Annotated in this window: 15 protein-coding genes; 11 read left to right on the forward strand and 4 right to left on the reverse strand. The window is 37.8% G+C overall.

The annotated features are described in order from the left end of the window. Nucleotides 1–40: 40 nt before the first annotated feature. On the forward strand, nucleotides 41–1,096 hold the full coding sequence (cobT, locus tag PI85_RS12235) for a nicotinate-nucleotide--dimethylbenzimidazole phosphoribosyltransferase (protein WP_036124192.1): 1,056 nt from the start codon (nucleotides 41–43) through the stop codon (nucleotides 1,094–1,096). A 68-nt stretch (nucleotides 1,097–1,164) separates the two neighbouring features. Here the strand turns inward: cobT and PI85_RS12240 are convergent, their stop codons facing one another. Then, entirely contained in the window at nucleotides 1,165–1,770 is a 606-nt protein-coding gene (locus PI85_RS12240; protein WP_036124195.1) for a trimeric intracellular cation channel family protein, read from the reverse strand. A 344-nt stretch (nucleotides 1,771–2,114) separates the two neighbouring features. Between PI85_RS12240 and PI85_RS12245 the strand changes: the two genes are divergently transcribed. The 3 genes from PI85_RS12245 to glnA all read left to right on the forward strand — a co-directional run bounded on the left by PI85_RS12245 (nucleotide 2,115) and on the right by glnA (nucleotide 5,289). Next, nucleotides 2,115–3,365: a methionine gamma-lyase family protein gene (locus tag PI85_RS12245; RefSeq protein ID WP_036124198.1), complete on the forward strand. Its 1,251-nt coding sequence runs from the start codon at nucleotides 2,115–2,117 to the stop codon at nucleotides 3,363–3,365. 157 nt (nucleotides 3,366–3,522) lie between these two features. Then, the gene (locus PI85_RS12250) at nucleotides 3,523–3,900 is read left to right on the forward strand and encodes a MerR family transcriptional regulator (RefSeq protein ID WP_036124201.1); all 378 of its coding nucleotides are present in this window, start codon (nucleotides 3,523–3,525) and stop codon (nucleotides 3,898–3,900) included. 54 nt (nucleotides 3,901–3,954) lie between these two features. Then, nucleotides 3,955–5,289 (forward strand): type I glutamate--ammonia ligase, encoded by a 1,335-nt coding sequence (gene glnA, locus PI85_RS12255; RefSeq protein WP_036124204.1) that lies wholly within the window; start codon nucleotides 3,955–3,957, stop codon nucleotides 5,287–5,289. A 90-nt stretch (nucleotides 5,290–5,379) separates the two neighbouring features. Here the strand turns inward: glnA and PI85_RS12260 are convergent, their stop codons facing one another. After that, nucleotides 5,380–5,691 (reverse strand): CotD family spore coat protein, encoded by a 312-nt coding sequence (locus PI85_RS12260; protein WP_025114030.1) that lies wholly within the window; start codon nucleotides 5,689–5,691, stop codon nucleotides 5,380–5,382. Nucleotides 5,692–6,147: 456 nt separating this feature from the next. On the opposite strand from PI85_RS12260, the gene PI85_RS12265 reads away from it, so the two are divergent. The 6 genes from PI85_RS12265 (at nucleotide 6,148) to PI85_RS12290 (ending at nucleotide 12,711) form a co-directional block, all read left to right on the forward strand. After that, entirely contained in the window at nucleotides 6,148–7,155 is a 1,008-nt protein-coding gene (locus PI85_RS12265; protein ID WP_036124208.1) for an ABC transporter substrate-binding protein, read from the forward strand. A 112-nt stretch (nucleotides 7,156–7,267) separates the two neighbouring features. Then, nucleotides 7,268–8,284, forward strand: a complete 1,017-nt coding sequence (locus tag PI85_RS12270; RefSeq protein WP_036124211.1) for an iron ABC transporter permease — start codon at nucleotides 7,268–7,270, stop codon at nucleotides 8,282–8,284. After that, nucleotides 8,277–9,317, forward strand: coding sequence for an iron ABC transporter permease (locus tag PI85_RS12275; RefSeq protein WP_036124214.1), 1,041 nt, complete (start codon nucleotides 8,277–8,279; stop codon nucleotides 9,315–9,317). The genes PI85_RS12270 and PI85_RS12275 overlap by 8 nt, the downstream gene beginning before the upstream one ends. Before the next feature lie 50 nt (nucleotides 9,318–9,367). Further along, nucleotides 9,368–10,195 (forward strand): ABC transporter ATP-binding protein, encoded by an 828-nt coding sequence (locus tag PI85_RS12280; protein ID WP_036127698.1) that lies wholly within the window; start codon nucleotides 9,368–9,370, stop codon nucleotides 10,193–10,195. Next, on the forward strand, nucleotides 10,192–10,962 hold the full coding sequence (locus PI85_RS12285) for an IucA/IucC family C-terminal-domain containing protein (protein ID WP_036124218.1): 771 nt from the start codon (nucleotides 10,192–10,194) through the stop codon (nucleotides 10,960–10,962). Before PI85_RS12280 ends, PI85_RS12285 begins: the two co-directional genes overlap by 4 nt. A gap of 393 nt (nucleotides 10,963–11,355) precedes the next feature. Continuing rightward, the gene (locus PI85_RS12290) at nucleotides 11,356–12,711 is read left to right on the forward strand and encodes a YjiH family protein (RefSeq protein WP_036124220.1); all 1,356 of its coding nucleotides are present in this window, start codon (nucleotides 11,356–11,358) and stop codon (nucleotides 12,709–12,711) included. Between the two features lie 15 nt (nucleotides 12,712–12,726). On the opposite strand, the gene PI85_RS12295 is transcribed toward PI85_RS12290, so the two are convergent. Together PI85_RS12295 and PI85_RS12300 are read right to left on the reverse strand one after the other, a co-directional pair. Next, entirely contained in the window at nucleotides 12,727–13,458 is a 732-nt protein-coding gene (locus PI85_RS12295; RefSeq protein ID WP_036124221.1) for a CPBP family intramembrane glutamic endopeptidase, read from the reverse strand. A gap of 175 nt (nucleotides 13,459–13,633) precedes the next feature. Beyond that, nucleotides 13,634–14,647, reverse strand: coding sequence for an acyltransferase family protein (locus PI85_RS12300; protein WP_235318479.1), 1,014 nt, complete (start codon nucleotides 14,645–14,647; stop codon nucleotides 13,634–13,636). Between the two features lie 227 nt (nucleotides 14,648–14,874). Here PI85_RS12300 and PI85_RS12305 point away from each other — a divergent pair, with 227 nt between their 5' ends. Beyond that, nucleotides 14,875–15,126 carry a phage holin gene (locus PI85_RS12305; protein WP_025114039.1) on the forward strand — a complete coding sequence of 84 codons (252 nt, stop codon included), beginning with the start codon at nucleotides 14,875–14,877 and terminating at the stop codon, nucleotides 15,124–15,126. Nucleotides 15,127–15,172: the final 46 nt, after the last annotated feature.

Genomic DNA, 15,172 nt, shown 5'->3' on the forward strand with positions numbered 1-15,172 from the left:
TTTTATTTTGTCTTCATGAAGAACGAGAGGAGAAATGACAATGCAATTATTACATGACACAATTCAAAACATTCAAGGCGCTAATAAAAATAGTAGGGAGCAAGCAAGGAAGCGAATAGATATTCTTTGTAAGCCGCCAGGTAGCCTAGGTAAATTAGAGTCCATTGCTGTGCAGCTTTCTGGGATTACAGGACAATTATATCCTGTGATTGATCAAAAGGTGATGATTGTCTGTGCAGCAGATCATGGAGTTTGTAAGGAAGGTGTGACGACGAACCCACAAGATGTTACTTTATTTCAAACATTAAATTTCCCAAAAGGAGGTACAGGTGTTTGCGCGATTGCAAGTGTGACGAATACGAAGGTTGTAACGGTCGATGTTGGAGTAAAGGATGATCTTCCACTCAATTCGGGCGTAATCGTTCAAAAAGTAAAATATGGTACAGATAACATGGCACAAGGCCCTGCTATGTCTAGAGAGGAGGCCATTCAATCTATTGAAGCGGGGATTCGTGTGGCAACAGATGAAATCATAAAAGGAGCCAATCTACTTGGTACAGGTGAGATGGGCATCGGTAATACAACGCCGAGTACTGCGATTTTAGCTGTTTTGACTGGCTATGACCCAATTGAAATAACAGGATTTGGAGCAGGTGTTGGTCAAGGAGGAATTGCTCATAAAGCAGCGGTCATTCAAAAAGCAATTACGCTCAACAAACCCAATCCTAATGATATCATTGATGTTCTAGCTAAAGTTGGAGGGCTAGAGATTGGGGCTATGGCTGGTATCATCCTTGCAGCCGCAAGTCATCGAAAACCTGTTGTGATTGATGGATTTATTTCAACTATTGCTGCGCTTATTGCTTATCAAATTGAACCAAAAGTAAAGGATTTTATTATACCTTCTCATGCATCGGAGGAGCCAGGGGCTAAAATTGCCGCTGAATTACTAGGAGTGGAGCCCATGCTGCACATGAATATGCGGCTAGGAGAAGGTTCCGGTGCAGCCCTAGCCTTTCCCCTATTAGATGCTGCTTGCTCGATGATGAAAAATATGGTGACGCTGGAAGAAGCAATGAATCTTTTGACTAAATAGTTACTGAAAAAAAAAATAAGCGCAAATAGTTAAGGAACCATTTGTGCTTATTTAATCAATGATAGACTCTATGCCCGATTCAACCTTCGCAAAGGTAAACGCCATTTCATCATATAGGAAAGAATACGTAAGGCTGTTATTACCGCAAATAAAATATAAAGGAAGATATCTCCTGTAAAAACTTCAAACCCAATAACAAGTCCTGCGAGAGCAGCCCAAACACCATAGACTTCGTCACGAAGAACAAGTGGTTTTCGTCGAGCTAATAAGTCACGCACGATACCACCACCTGAACCAGTTAAGACCGCAGCTACAATGACAGCGCTGATCGGCATATCCAGCTTTACGGCGTAGAGTGCGCCTTGAATAGCAAATGCTGATAAGCCAATTGCATCTGTGAAATTGCCCCAACGATGCCAGTGTTGAATCAAATGATGAGGAAAAATAAAAAATATGGTAATGGCAGCAAGTGCAATTTGAAACATCATATCCTGTCCCCATAATGTCGTGACAGGTAGCCCGATAAGTAAATTTCGAATAGCCCCTCCACCAAAAGCAGTGACGATACCGAGTATATAAACACCGAATAAATCGTATTCCTCTTCCATTGCAATAATTGCCCCAGAAATAGCAAAGGCAATTGTACCAATAATACTAAAAACATCCCAAGCCATCCCTTTCACCCCTTCTATAAATAAATGAATCTCATTCCTAAAGCATAAAGATCCTGTAAGTAACAAAATCTATGAATTTAATAGCCAAAATTCATCATTAAATACTCTTCTTGAAATAAGTCCGCACATTAGCTTAGCGTAAATTTCGCTGAGAAACAATAGGCAAGTTTTACAGGGACCTATACAAATTGATAAGATGGTAATGAAATAAAGAAAAACATCTGTCATAAGCGTTCATTACAAGTAGACGATTAGGGAATTCTAGGATAATTGAGGTCCATTTAAATATGGAATCAAGTTTACGGAATATATGCATGACAATTGTGAAATGGAGAAGAAAAAGAATGACGTTTACATCTAATTTATCAGCATCGACGCTATCTTTAGCGGCAACAATAGAAGAGAGAGTGAGACCTTTTCATGCTAAGGTGGAAGAGATGGCGTTTTATAACCAGCAAAAAGTGCTAGCGGCATTTCGAAAACATCAAGTTAGTGATTATCATTTACATCCATCCAATGGCTATGGCTATGACGATGAGGGACGCGATAATTTAGAGCGTGTCTATGCTGAGGTGTTTGGTGCAGAGGCTGCCATTGTTCGACCGCAAATTATTTCAGGGACACATGCAATTACGCTTAGTCTATTCGGTGTGCTACGTCCTGGTGATGAGCTGCTTTATATTTCTGGTCAGCCATATGATACGTTACAATCCATTGTCGATGGTGGTGACAAAGATACAGGGTCCCTAAAAGATTATCAAATCGGTTATTCACATGTTGATTTACTGGATAATCAAACCATCGATTGGTCAGGTGTGAAAGGGGCCATAACAGCGAAGACAAAAATGATTGCCATTCAACGATCAAAAGGCTATGCAACACGTCCATCCTTTTCTATCGCAGAAATTGCTGATATGTGTGCAAACATTCGTGAGTTAGCACCGGAGGCCATTATTTTTGTTGATAATTGCTATGGTGAATTTGTAGAAAAGCAAGAGCCTATAGAGATTGGTGCTGATTTAATGGCAGGCTCCCTCATTAAAAATCCTGGTGGAGGATTAGCGAAAATTGGAGGCTATATTGCAGGCAGAGCAGATTTAGTGGAGAAATGTGCGTACCGGATGACATCACCAGGAATTGGGGCAGAAGCAGGAGCGACATTAAATACATTAGGTGATTTTTATCAAGGATTTTTCCTAGCTCCACATGTTGTATCACAAGCATTAAAGGGTGCCATTTTTACGGCAGCTATGCTGGAGGAAATCGGGATGAATACATCTCCAAGTTATCAGGCACATCGGACAGATTTAATACAATCGGTTTCTTTCCAAACCGCACAGCAAATGATCGCCTTTTGTCGGGAAATACAAGCCAACTCGCCAATTAATGCTCATTACGCACCAGAACCAGCCTATATGCCTGGTTATGAAGATGATGTCATTATGGCAGCGGGAACATTTATTCAAGGCTCCAGCATAGAGCTTACAGCAGATGGTCCGATACGTCCGCCTTTTACAGCCTTTATACAGGGTGGACTAACATATGAGCATGTAAAATTTGCAATTTGTAGTGCGGTACAAGCTATTCAAAAATAGAGAGAAGGAAATGGACAAACCGTAAATTTGAATAGTTTTTTACAATTTTCTCTCGGATTGAAAAAAATAATGCCAACCATGTTAGGAAACCTCACATGGTTGGTTGACAGTGAAAAAATTTCGTTATATGATAAGCGGGTATTGGAGGAGGACTTAAATGAGTCGTGAAATTAGACGAACTATGCCGTTATTATCAATGAGTATTGTAATGCAATTAACTGAGCTCTCGGCACGACAAATTCGTTATTATGAAGAACACCATTTAATTGAGCCGCACCGAACAGAAGGCAACCGTCGAATGTTTTCATTAAATGACGTCGACATATTGCTTGAAATTAAAGACTACTTAGAACAGGGTATGAATATGGCGAAGATTAAAAAAATATTTGCTAAAAGGAAAGATCCTGTTGCTACAATTGAAGAACAAGATTTAAGTGATTCTGAATTACGTCAAATTATGCGCGAAGAAATGCGTCAAGCACAGCGCATGCAAAAATCATCCATCCGACGAGGGGATTTATCTCGATTCTATTAAAAATAGGGTAGGGTAAACATAAAAGCTAGACAAATTATAGGAGTGTGGAAAACTGTGGGTAAATACACAAAAGAGGACATTAAACGTCTCATCGAAGAAAAGAACGTAAGCTTTATTCGTTTACAATTTACAGATATTCTTGGCACAATCAAAAACGTTGAGATTCCTGTAAGCCAATTAGACAAAGCACTGGAAAATAAAATGATGTTTGATGGCTCATCTATTGAAGGCTTCGTTCGAATCGAAGAATCAGATATGTATTTATATCCTGATCTTGATACTTTCGTAGTATTCCCTTGGACTTCTGAAAAAGGGAAAGTAGCACGTCTTATCTGTGATGTATACACTGCGAAAGGCGAACCGTTTGCTGGTGACCCACGTAACAACCTAAAACGTATTCTTAAAAAAATGGAAGATATGGGCTTCTCAAGCTTTAATTTAGGGCCAGAGCCAGAATTCTTCTTATTCAAATTAGATGCAAAAGGCGAACCAACATTAGAAGTAAATGACCATGGTGGTTACTTCGACTTAGCTCCAACAGATCTAGGTGAAAACTGCCGTCGTGATATCGTATTAGAGCTAGAAGAAATGGGCTTTGAAATCGAAGCTTCTCACCATGAGGTTGCTCCTGGACAACATGAAATTGACTTTAAATATGCGGACGCTGTTACAGCTTGTGATAACATCCAAACATTTAAATTAGTAGTGAAAACAATTGCTCGTAAACACGGTTTACACGCTACATTTATGCCAAAGCCATTATTTGGTGAAGCAGGTTCTGGTATGCACTTTAACGTGTCACTATTTAAAGGTAAAGAAAATGCATTTTATGATGAATCTACAGAATTAGGACTATCCAATACAGCTATGCAATTTATGGCTGGTGTCCTTGCACACGTACAAGGTTTCACAGCTGTTACAAATCCAACAGTTAACTCTTATAAACGTCTAGTTCCAGGTTATGAAGCACCATGTTATGTAGCATGGTCAGCGCAAAACCGTTCACCACTAATTCGTATTCCATCAGCACGTGGCCTTTCAACTCGTGTAGAAGTACGTTCAGTGGACCCTTCTGCAAACCCATATTTAGCAATGGCTGTTATTTTAGAGGCAGGTCTAGAAGGTATTCGTCAAAACTTGACGCCACCAGCAGCTATTAACCGCAACATCTACGTGATGTCAGAAGAAGAGCGCCAAGCAAATGGCATTGAAAATCTACCAGCGGCACTTGATGATGCTTTAACATTATTGGCTAAAGATCAAGTAGCACAAGCTGCTTTAGGTGAGCATATTTACGCCAACTTTAAAGAAGCAAAAGAAATCGAGTTCGATATGTATCGTACAACTGTACATCAATGGGAACGCGATCAATATTTAAAAATGTATTAATAATGCATGAAACCGAGTACCTCTGAGAGAGGCTACTCGGCTTTTTTTGTTTGAAATATGGAGGGGCATTACTCGCCCCCTCCATAACTATTAATAGCCCATATGTTTATGGGGATGATGCGGCATATGACAAGGGTTAGGTGGCATACCGCACATTGTATGTGTTTCACAGCATTCATTAACAACTGATTCTGTGCATGGGAAATAGTATTGATGATCAATCATATGTTTATTCACTGTTGTGACATGTGCTGGTTGTACATGTGGAACAACTGTATGGATATAATTTGTACGGACATATTGCTCTGGTGGTAAAAATTGTGGTGGATCAAATTGCATTGGCATCGTTTGTGGCGGACAGCAGTGTGGACCTTTTGCCGGATGGCGTCTTCGTTGAAACATGTTATAACCTCCTGTTTTGATAAGTTGTCGTTCATTATTAAGATATGAGATAGACGTCAATAGGGACTATTTATTTGCCTATTATTGAATAGGTAAATCTAACAAGTCGCTGAAATGGTAGAAAATCTAATGTTGATTTGCCTACAAATTAGGTGAAAGAATGAACTACCAAAAGCTTTTTCACATTTTACCGCTGTCATCATAATGTTGAATCGACCTAATGTTTAAATAATATTCCCCTACATCTTGGAATAATTGTGTCGAAATTTTTACAAGTAAACAACAAACCTAATGCTTCTAAACTATAGATAATCGAGCTGTAAGCTAAATGAGCATAAAAAATTAATAAAAAAGTATATTTTTTGAAAAAATAGATATTGTCAATAAAACAGTCATACAGTATACTCTTTAATTGATAATGATTATCGTTATTGATTAAAACTTAGGAGGAAATGTATGTCGAAATTATCACTACGCAATAAAAATATTTTTATTCTTTTTGCTTTATTATCAATAGTATCTCTCATAATGGTTGGATGTGGAGATAAAGCAACAAACACTAGTAGTAGTTCACAAGAAACGGATAAAGCTGAAGAAGGTAATACCGAGTCTTCAAGCCGTGAAATTACCCACGCTATGGGCACTACGACAATTGAAGGAACACCTACAAAAATTGTTACTCTATACCAAGGGGCTACTGATGTAGCAGTAGCAATGGGCATTAAGCCAGTAGGGGCAGTAGAATCTTGGGCTGAAGCACCTTTTTATAATTATTTGAAGAAAGATTTAGATGGTGTTGCGGTTGTTGGACAAGAAACACAACCAAATCTTGAAGAAATTGCAAAGCTTAAACCAGATCTAATCATTGCATCGAAAGTTCGTCATGAGGAAATTTATGATCAGCTATCACAAATAGCACCAACTGTTGCTCATGAAACGGTATTTGATTTCAAAGGTACAGCTGAAATGATGGGTCAAGCAATGAATCAAGAAGAAAAGGTAAAAGAGTTATTTGGAGAATGGGATACGCGGGTTGCAGATTTCCAAACAAAAATTAAAGAGAAGCTTGGCGATAAATGGCCATTCCATGTTTCGGTTGTCAATTTCAGAGCAGACCATGCACGTATTTATGTAACTGGATATGCAGGTTCTATATTGTCGGAGCTTGGCTTCCAAGGTCCTAAAAATTTAACTGATGACTCATTGGAGATCGTCAAGCTAACGGATAAAGAAAGTATTACGCAAATGAATGCCGATGTTATTTATATGTTCATGGAAAATGATGAGGCAGTGAAAAAGAATTATGAAGAATGGACAAATCATCCGCTATGGAAAGAGCTTGATGCTGTGAAAGCAAATCAAGTTTATCAAGTAGATGAAATCAATTGGAATCTAGCTGGTGGATATATTAGTGCTAATTTAATGCTAGATGATATTTATGACAAATTTGAATTAGATAAATAGAGAAAGTGATTAGGGCTGTTTAAATGACAGCCCTCTCCTTGTAGTGTTTAACCTATAAAAACCTGCAACTTTTCTCATAAGTTAAAATGTGGATCAAGAAAGTTGGCGCAAAATGAGAATTTTTCTTTCTACTACCTCGATGAAACAAATAGGGTTGTTCATCAGTTGTTTGATCCTTTTGCTGACGTTTATGTTCAGCATAACTATTGGTCAAACATCCATTCCCTTCTCGTCAATCTATGATGCCATTTTTCATTATGATGCTGCTAATAAGGAGCATGTCATTATTCGAACATCTAGATTTACAAGAGCTGTGATCGCAACAGTAGTTGGCGCAAGCCTAGCTATCTCGGGAGCATTAATGCGGGCATTAACTAGAAACCCTTTAGCAGCTCCTGATATTTTAGGTATTAATGCAGGGGCAATATTTTTTATTGTCAGTGCCATTACTCTTTTTTCTGTTAATTCCTTAATGAGTTATATGTGGATTGCCTTTTTAGGTGCTGGTGCAGCGGGAGCTATGGTGTTTTTCCTTGGATCATTAGGGAGAGATGGTTTAACACCGATTAAAATAGTGTTAGCTGGTGCAGCGATTACAGCTCTATTTGTCTCGTTTACGCAGGGGCTTTTAGTGATTGATGAGCAAGGTTTACAAAGTGTACTCTTTTGGTTAGCGGGGTCAGTATCCGGTCGAAGCATTGACATGCTCATACCTGTCCTACCATTTATTTTAGGGGGCACAGTCGTGGCAATAGGTATGGGCCGTTCAATAAATATTTTACAATCAGGTGATGATATTGCAAAAGGCTTAGGCCAACGAACGATGCTGACGAAACTCACACTCGGTATCATCATTATTATTCTTGCAGGTAGCTCAGTTGCTGTAGCAGGTTCAATTGGCTTTATTGGTTTAATTGTCCCTCATATTGCGATTCATCTTGTTGGTATGGATTATCGTTGGATTATACCGTACAGTGCGGTATTAGGAGCTATCTTGCTGCTGCTTGCAGATATAGCAGCAAGATACGTAATTATGCCATTAGAAATGCCAATTGGTGTAATGACTGCATTAATCGGTGCTCCTTTCTTTATTTATATTGCACGAAAGGGGTTAGCAAAAAATGTCTAATTATACGACGATTCGAACGAAATCCGATCGCATATCTTTTCAAATCGCCAAAAGAACTTGTTGGATTATACTACTTTTAAGCTTATTATTAGTCAGCATTACGATTATTGGCTTATCTGCAGGTAGCGATTTTATTCATCCTTTCATAGTAGTGAAGGAGTTATTAGGCTACGGGAACGGAGAGTATGACTTTGTCTTACATACATTAAGGCTCCCACGTATATTGATGGCTTTATTAGTTGGTGCTGCGCTAGGTGTTGCTGGTTTAATTTTACAAGGAATCATACGCAATCCGCTAGCTGCTCCAGATATTATTGGTGTAACGAGTGGAGCGTCCATGGGTGCGATTATTTTTATCGTGTACTTTATGGGATCAGTCGGCATTCAATTTTTATCGTTAGCGGCTATTTCAGGTGCGGCCATTATCTCCTTTATCATTTACTTGCTGTCATGGAGAAAAGGTGTCACACCTATTCGCATGGTGCTTATAGGAATTGGGATTTCCGCATTAGCAAAGGCAGTTGTAACCATGTTGCTAGTCCTCAGCGAGGTAGCTGCAACTACGAAGGCCTATCTATGGCTAACTGGAAGCTTGTATGGGGCGAATATGACAGATGTCTATTTGCTTTTACCATGGGTGGCTCTTTTATTACCTTTAACATTTGTTTTAGCGAGAACAGTCAATGTGAAGGAATTAGGAGATGACATTGCGACAGGGCTGGGCGTAAAAGTTCAAGTGTACCGTTTGCTTTTTTTACTCATTAGTGTCATGCTAGCTGGTTCTGCGGTTGCTTTTGCAGGTGGAATTGCCTTTGTTGGATTAGTAGCCCCTCATATGAGTAGACTGCTTGTAGGGCGTTCTTTTGCAGGATTAATACCCGTTACTGCTATAATTGGTGGCATTATTGTCATTGTAGCTGACATTGTTGCACGAACAGCCTTTTTACCAAAGGATTTACCAACAGGTGTCTTTACGGCTGCTATTGGAGCACCATTTTTTATTTATTTACTATTTAGAACGCGCAATCAATAGTGCCTAATGATAAATGAGTTAAAAGCGTGAGAGAAGAAGGTGAAGGGATTATGAAAAGCGTCTTAGAAGTACAAAATCTAGATGTTAGCTATGGTGAAAATCTTATTTTGGAAGATTTGAATCTTCAAATACCAAAAGGGAAAATTACGGTACTAGTAGGTGCCAATGGTTGTGGAAAATCTACGCTCCTAAGAACGTTTGCCCGACTGCAAAAACCAAAGTCGGGTGAAATTTTTTTAGAAGAGCATCCACTAGATGGGATTTCAACTAAAGAGGTGGCAAAACGTTTAGCCATTCTCCCACAGGGACCTGTTGCGCCAGAAGGATTAACTGTTCAACAATTGATTAAACAAGGTCGTTATCCTCATCAAAGCTGGTTAAAGCAATGGTCTACAGAGGATGAAAATATTGTGAACAATGCTCTTGAGGTGACACAGATGACCGAATTTGCAGATCGCCCAGTAGATGCATTATCCGGAGGTCAGCGTCAGCGTGTGTGGATTGCTATGACATTAGCTCAAAAAACAGATCTTATTTTACTTGATGAACCTACAACTTATTTAGATATGGCTCATCAAGTAGAAATTTTAGATTTACTATTTGATTTAAATGAAAATGAAGGCCGTACAGTTGTTATGGTATTGCACGATTTAAACTTAGCCTGTCGTTACGCTCATCATATTGTAGCTGTGCGAAATAAACAGGTGTACGTACAAGGTAAGCCAGAGGAAGTGGTGACACCTGAGATGGTACAAGCTGTCTTTCGGATGGACTGTACCATAATGAGAGACCCACTATTTGGAACGCCATTATGTGTTCCGCATGGTAAGGGACGAACGGTTCAGATGGAAGCATTTGAGGAGGTAGCGGCCACTTGAGCAACAAACTGTCAGCTGAAGAAAAACCAATATTATTAAGCGATTATCGATTGACGTTTGAGCCAGCAATAGATGCTACTTACTCTATAAGTGCTGAAAATTTATTGGACGCTGAACAGGCTCTAGTCTATTTACAAACAATCGCTCCTTTTTTTCAATCGCCATCTTTAATAGTGACGGCATCGTTATTTGGAAAGCGCTATAGTGTTTTGACGATGGCTTCAGCATTTTATGCCATGTCGAGATATGACAAAGGGCTACAAGTTGCTATCGAAAATATTTGGGTAGAAGCAGAAGGTCATGCGAAACCATGGCTGCCTAACGTTCGGTTTATTGATCATACGGTGTCAGTACCAACAACAGATCGTAACGCATGGCGTGACGAGGTGCTTAAAGGGATTTTTGCGGATAATCTAGCAAAAGTGTGGCAGTCATTAACGAAGATAAGTAAAATCCCAAAAACAATTTTATGGGAAAATACCGCTATTTATGTCAATTGGCTATACGAAACGAAAATAAGAGAAGGGGCCAATGAGCAAGAAATCATTCGCCTACAAGAGGACTATGACTACATTGTAAATCAGGCACCAGGTGCTCTCTTTGGCGAGAAGAAGAATCCGTTGACGAATTATTGTGGACCGAAAGTGACGATAAAGGAATCCGAGCACCCGATACGCTTAAGAAAAACATGTTGTTTTTATTATCATACATCTGACGAAATAAATGACTATTGTATCTCCTGTCCTAAAATCAAAAGACTCGTTTAACCTCATAAAGTATATCATTCCCCAAAGTGAATAAATGTCATGTTTATTCACTTTTTTTCCTGAAAAATTTCTGTTTGTTATGTTGAAATATTGTTATACTAGATTAAAGTGTCAGTAGTTTGTCTGTATAAAAATTCAACCATATGTAATTTTTAACCAATTTAATTGTAGCTTTTAACTCGTTTTATAACAAAGTAATGTTATAAAAACATGAATGATGTAAATGTTTTTCTGTTTAAAGCTCAAAATTCAATTGTTTTTGTAATAGTCTTATAACAAGATGTGAGGGGAGATTTTGAATGGACACAACATGTCGAGCTCATAGAATAGTAGATTGGGAAATAGATCAAATTGCAATTTCATGCTTAATAGAAATGAGGTTTTAATCAAAAAATGAAAAAGTATGCTGTTTCTACATATGTTTATTTTATTATCCCTTCTTTAATTGGTATTTTTCTATTTATGACACCTGTCTTAACAGAAGAAGGCTGGAAGGTACCGATTGCGATTTTAGCAAATGTTTTAGCAACTATTGTTGCTCCTATTATTAGTTATTTTACAATTCTTATGTTTGCTATTTCAGCAATTGGCGCACTTATGGCTAAATTTATACCACGTAAAAACGTGAAAAACCCAAGTATTTTAGATACATTGTTTTATGTTAATTGGTTTTGGACGATTACCCGCTGTATCGGCTTAGTTTTTGCTTCAATGGTTGTCTTTAACTTTGGTCCTTTTGCCATCAATAACGAAAATACTGGTGGACTACTGATGGACCCTAATGGTGGTCTTGTGACATTTTTATTTACCATCTTCTTGTTTGCTGGTTTCCTTCTGCCTTTTTTAACTAACTTTGGACTTCTTGAATTTTTCGGTACAATGATGGTGAGAATTATGCGCCCCCTATTTAAAAGTCCAGGACGTTCTTCCATTGATGCCCTTACTTCATGGGTCGGTGATGGAACGATAGGTGTGTTAATGACAAGTAAACAATATGAGATGGGGAACTACACCAAAAAAGAAGCAGCCATTATTGCAACAAGCTTCTCTGTAGTATCTATTACATTTTGTATCGTAGTATTGGATACGGTTCATTTGGCACGCTATTTTATTCCTTACTATTTAACAGTGGTCTTTTGTGGAATTGTATTAGCGATTATTATGCCTCGTATCTATCCACTTGCTCAAAAGGAAGATACCTATATAGATGGTACGCCTGTAGACTATTCACGTGAGCAATTACCAGAGGGCTATAATTCAGTCTCACATGGCTTAGAAAATGCACTAGCTGTTGCCCATGCCAATCGTGATCCACGCAAATTTATAAAAGATGGATCTAGAAATGTCATTGATTTATGGATAGGTGTTGCACCTATTGTAATGGCTTTTGGTACGGTTGCTTTGATGCTGGCTGAATTTACTAGTATCTTTGTGATTTTAGGCAAACCCTTCGAGCCTATTTTAACAGTACTTGGCTTACCAGAAGCAGCTGAAGCTGCACAAACAATGGTGGTTGGCTTTGCAGATATGTTCCTGCCTTCTATTTTAGGTGCGGGTATTGAATCGGATACTACTAGATTCGTTATAGCAGTGGTTTCTGTCACGCAGTTAATTTATATGTCTGAGGTGGGTGGACTTATTTTAGGTACGAAAATTCCATTGAAATTTTTCGATTTAGTGGTGATATTTTTATTACGTACACTTATCTCACTTCCAATTGCTGCATTAGTGGGCCACCTTTTATTCTAATCAAAATGCCAAGTCCTAGATGGACTTGGCATTTTTCATGAAATGAATAGCATAGGATTTCTTTACTCGCTTCCATAAAACTAGCATATAGACAAATAGCACTAAAATAATAAGATAACCACTAAGCGTAGGGCTCTCTACATTTCCCATAAAGTTAAAGAAATTATTGAATCCATGGAAAAGAATAGTAATAATAATCGATTGCCCATCTAAAATAAGTAAAGAAAGAACAAGGCCCACTAAAAGGGCATAGATGATTTGAATAATAGTATCTTCAAGCGATTGCCCACCAAGTAATTGTAAAGCATGTGTAATCCCAAACAATAAACTAGAAATGAATACCGCTGTAAAAGCACCCTTGGCAAGAAGCATTCGCAGCATAAGGCCCCTAAATATGGTCTCTTCTATAAATGCCACAATAAGCACTTGCATTAAAAACATAAAAATAAGATCGCTAATCGATGTGAGATTTAATCCTTTAGTACTTACAAGGATGATTCCTAAAACAAAAAGTAGCGGTAAAATCATTAATAAATGATTCTTTTGAATGGGATGAAAGAAATACATTTGCCAGTTTTTTCTCAGGGCAATATAAATGAAGAGTCCCAATGCTAGTGGAACTAACATAGCAAACTGTAACAAAGGGCTTGTTGGTTCTTTAATAGAAACAAAAGCTCCGTTACCAACATAGAAAAGTATGATAAGAAACTCTAAGCCAATTATTTTGGCAATCACTTTTTGTTTCATTCTGTTCATTTCCTCCTAATCATGCTAGCAGTAATTAATAGGAAGACACTTAAAAAGAGAGTGCTTCCGAAAAAAATAGGGAAATACATTCTAAAATGATGTTAAAATCCACAACACGTAATAAATGTACTCGCCATAATTAATGAACTATTATCCATTATATCAAATTTTTTCCTCAATTTTGAATTGGCTTTTTTTGGTGTGATTTGCCGATCAAATAAGCACTAAAGGGAAGAAAGGAAATAATTTTTATGAGCAGCATACAGACCATTAAACTAGCTAGAAAAAGTGAAATAACTTGTAGAAAAGTAGTAGGGAGTAATGCACTATAGGGTGCTAGATATTCTTGAATAAGCCAGTGAATTAAAAAGATACCAAAGGAATAACGACTGATGATATGGATGAAGGGCGGCTTAGGCAAAATTTGAGCAAACGCTAAAATAAAAATCGTCATCGCTAACACAAATAGCATCATATCGATTCTTCGTGATGTAAGTTGCTGGTCGCCTAAATAATAATTTATATAGATCATGACTGTTGCAAGTATGACCGATAAAACGGTAAAGAACTTATATTTAACGATATAATACATGAATCTTTCATAATGACGACCAATAAAATAGGCAAATACAAAATATGGAAGCCAACCTATGAAGAGCAGTCGCATAAAATGATCATTTTCTACGAAGGTATCTAGATTTAATTTTGCTAGTGTCATATAAAAAATCCCCAGTAAGAACATAATAGGAGCAAACCATATACTGGATAGCTGATATTTATTCACAATAAAAAAGAGAATATAGAGCTGAAAAATGGTCATGACAAACCAGCCAGAAAAATCCCCTAAAATAATGTGACGGTACAAGGCATCCCCAAAATTTTCGTGATAATGAAAGGCTGCATTAGCCGCATATAAAATACCAGCAGCTACAAACGGCATGACAATAAACTGAAATCGATGCCATAAAAAATGGGAAGGTAGCTGATGCTGATAGCGATTAGATAATATTAAAATAGATAATAAAATGAAAATGGGTGTAGCGGCACATAATAATAGTCTAAAAAATTGATAGAATGGTTGATCAATAAAGCCGTTAATAATTTCAATATTTGTCGTTGCGTGCAATAGCACAATACTTAAACAAGCAATAGCTCTCAATGCGTTCCACTCGTATACGATCTCAATCACCCTCAATTTCAGTAATTTGGCGGGCATCTCCTGCCAGGATGCAACCTAACTAACTATATGAATTTGGCATTATGGTTAAAACCGGCCTGTCTTGTCACTCGAAAATAGTTTAGTTCGCAAATTATTATTAAAAACACCTAGTAAACTTGTCAAAAGCTCCATTTTTGCATATGTGTCACATAACCTCCCTGCATATACTGGGTCAAGAGGGGGGGAGGTGAGCTTTTATGAGAATTAACTGGAAGGTTCGTCTTCAACATATACCATTTTTACTAGGGCTATTTTCATTGTTACTCTTACTCGCACAACAAGTAGGGGCGATTTTCGGCTTTGATTTGACAGCTGCAATGAGTGAGCAAATTGCATCTATTTTAAATACAGTGCTATCTATTCTTGTATTAATGGGTGTCATAGTGGACCCAACGACAAAAGGTACAAGTGATAGTGAAAAGGCATTAATGTATAGGAGACCACGATAAAGTATTCGAAAAGTGTAATTTTACAATAAGGATAAATATGTTATAA

It is taken from the genome of Lysinibacillus sp. A1, assembly GCF_000801965.1.
Lineage (GTDB): Bacteria > Bacillota > Bacilli > Bacillales_A > Planococcaceae > Lysinibacillus > Lysinibacillus fusiformis.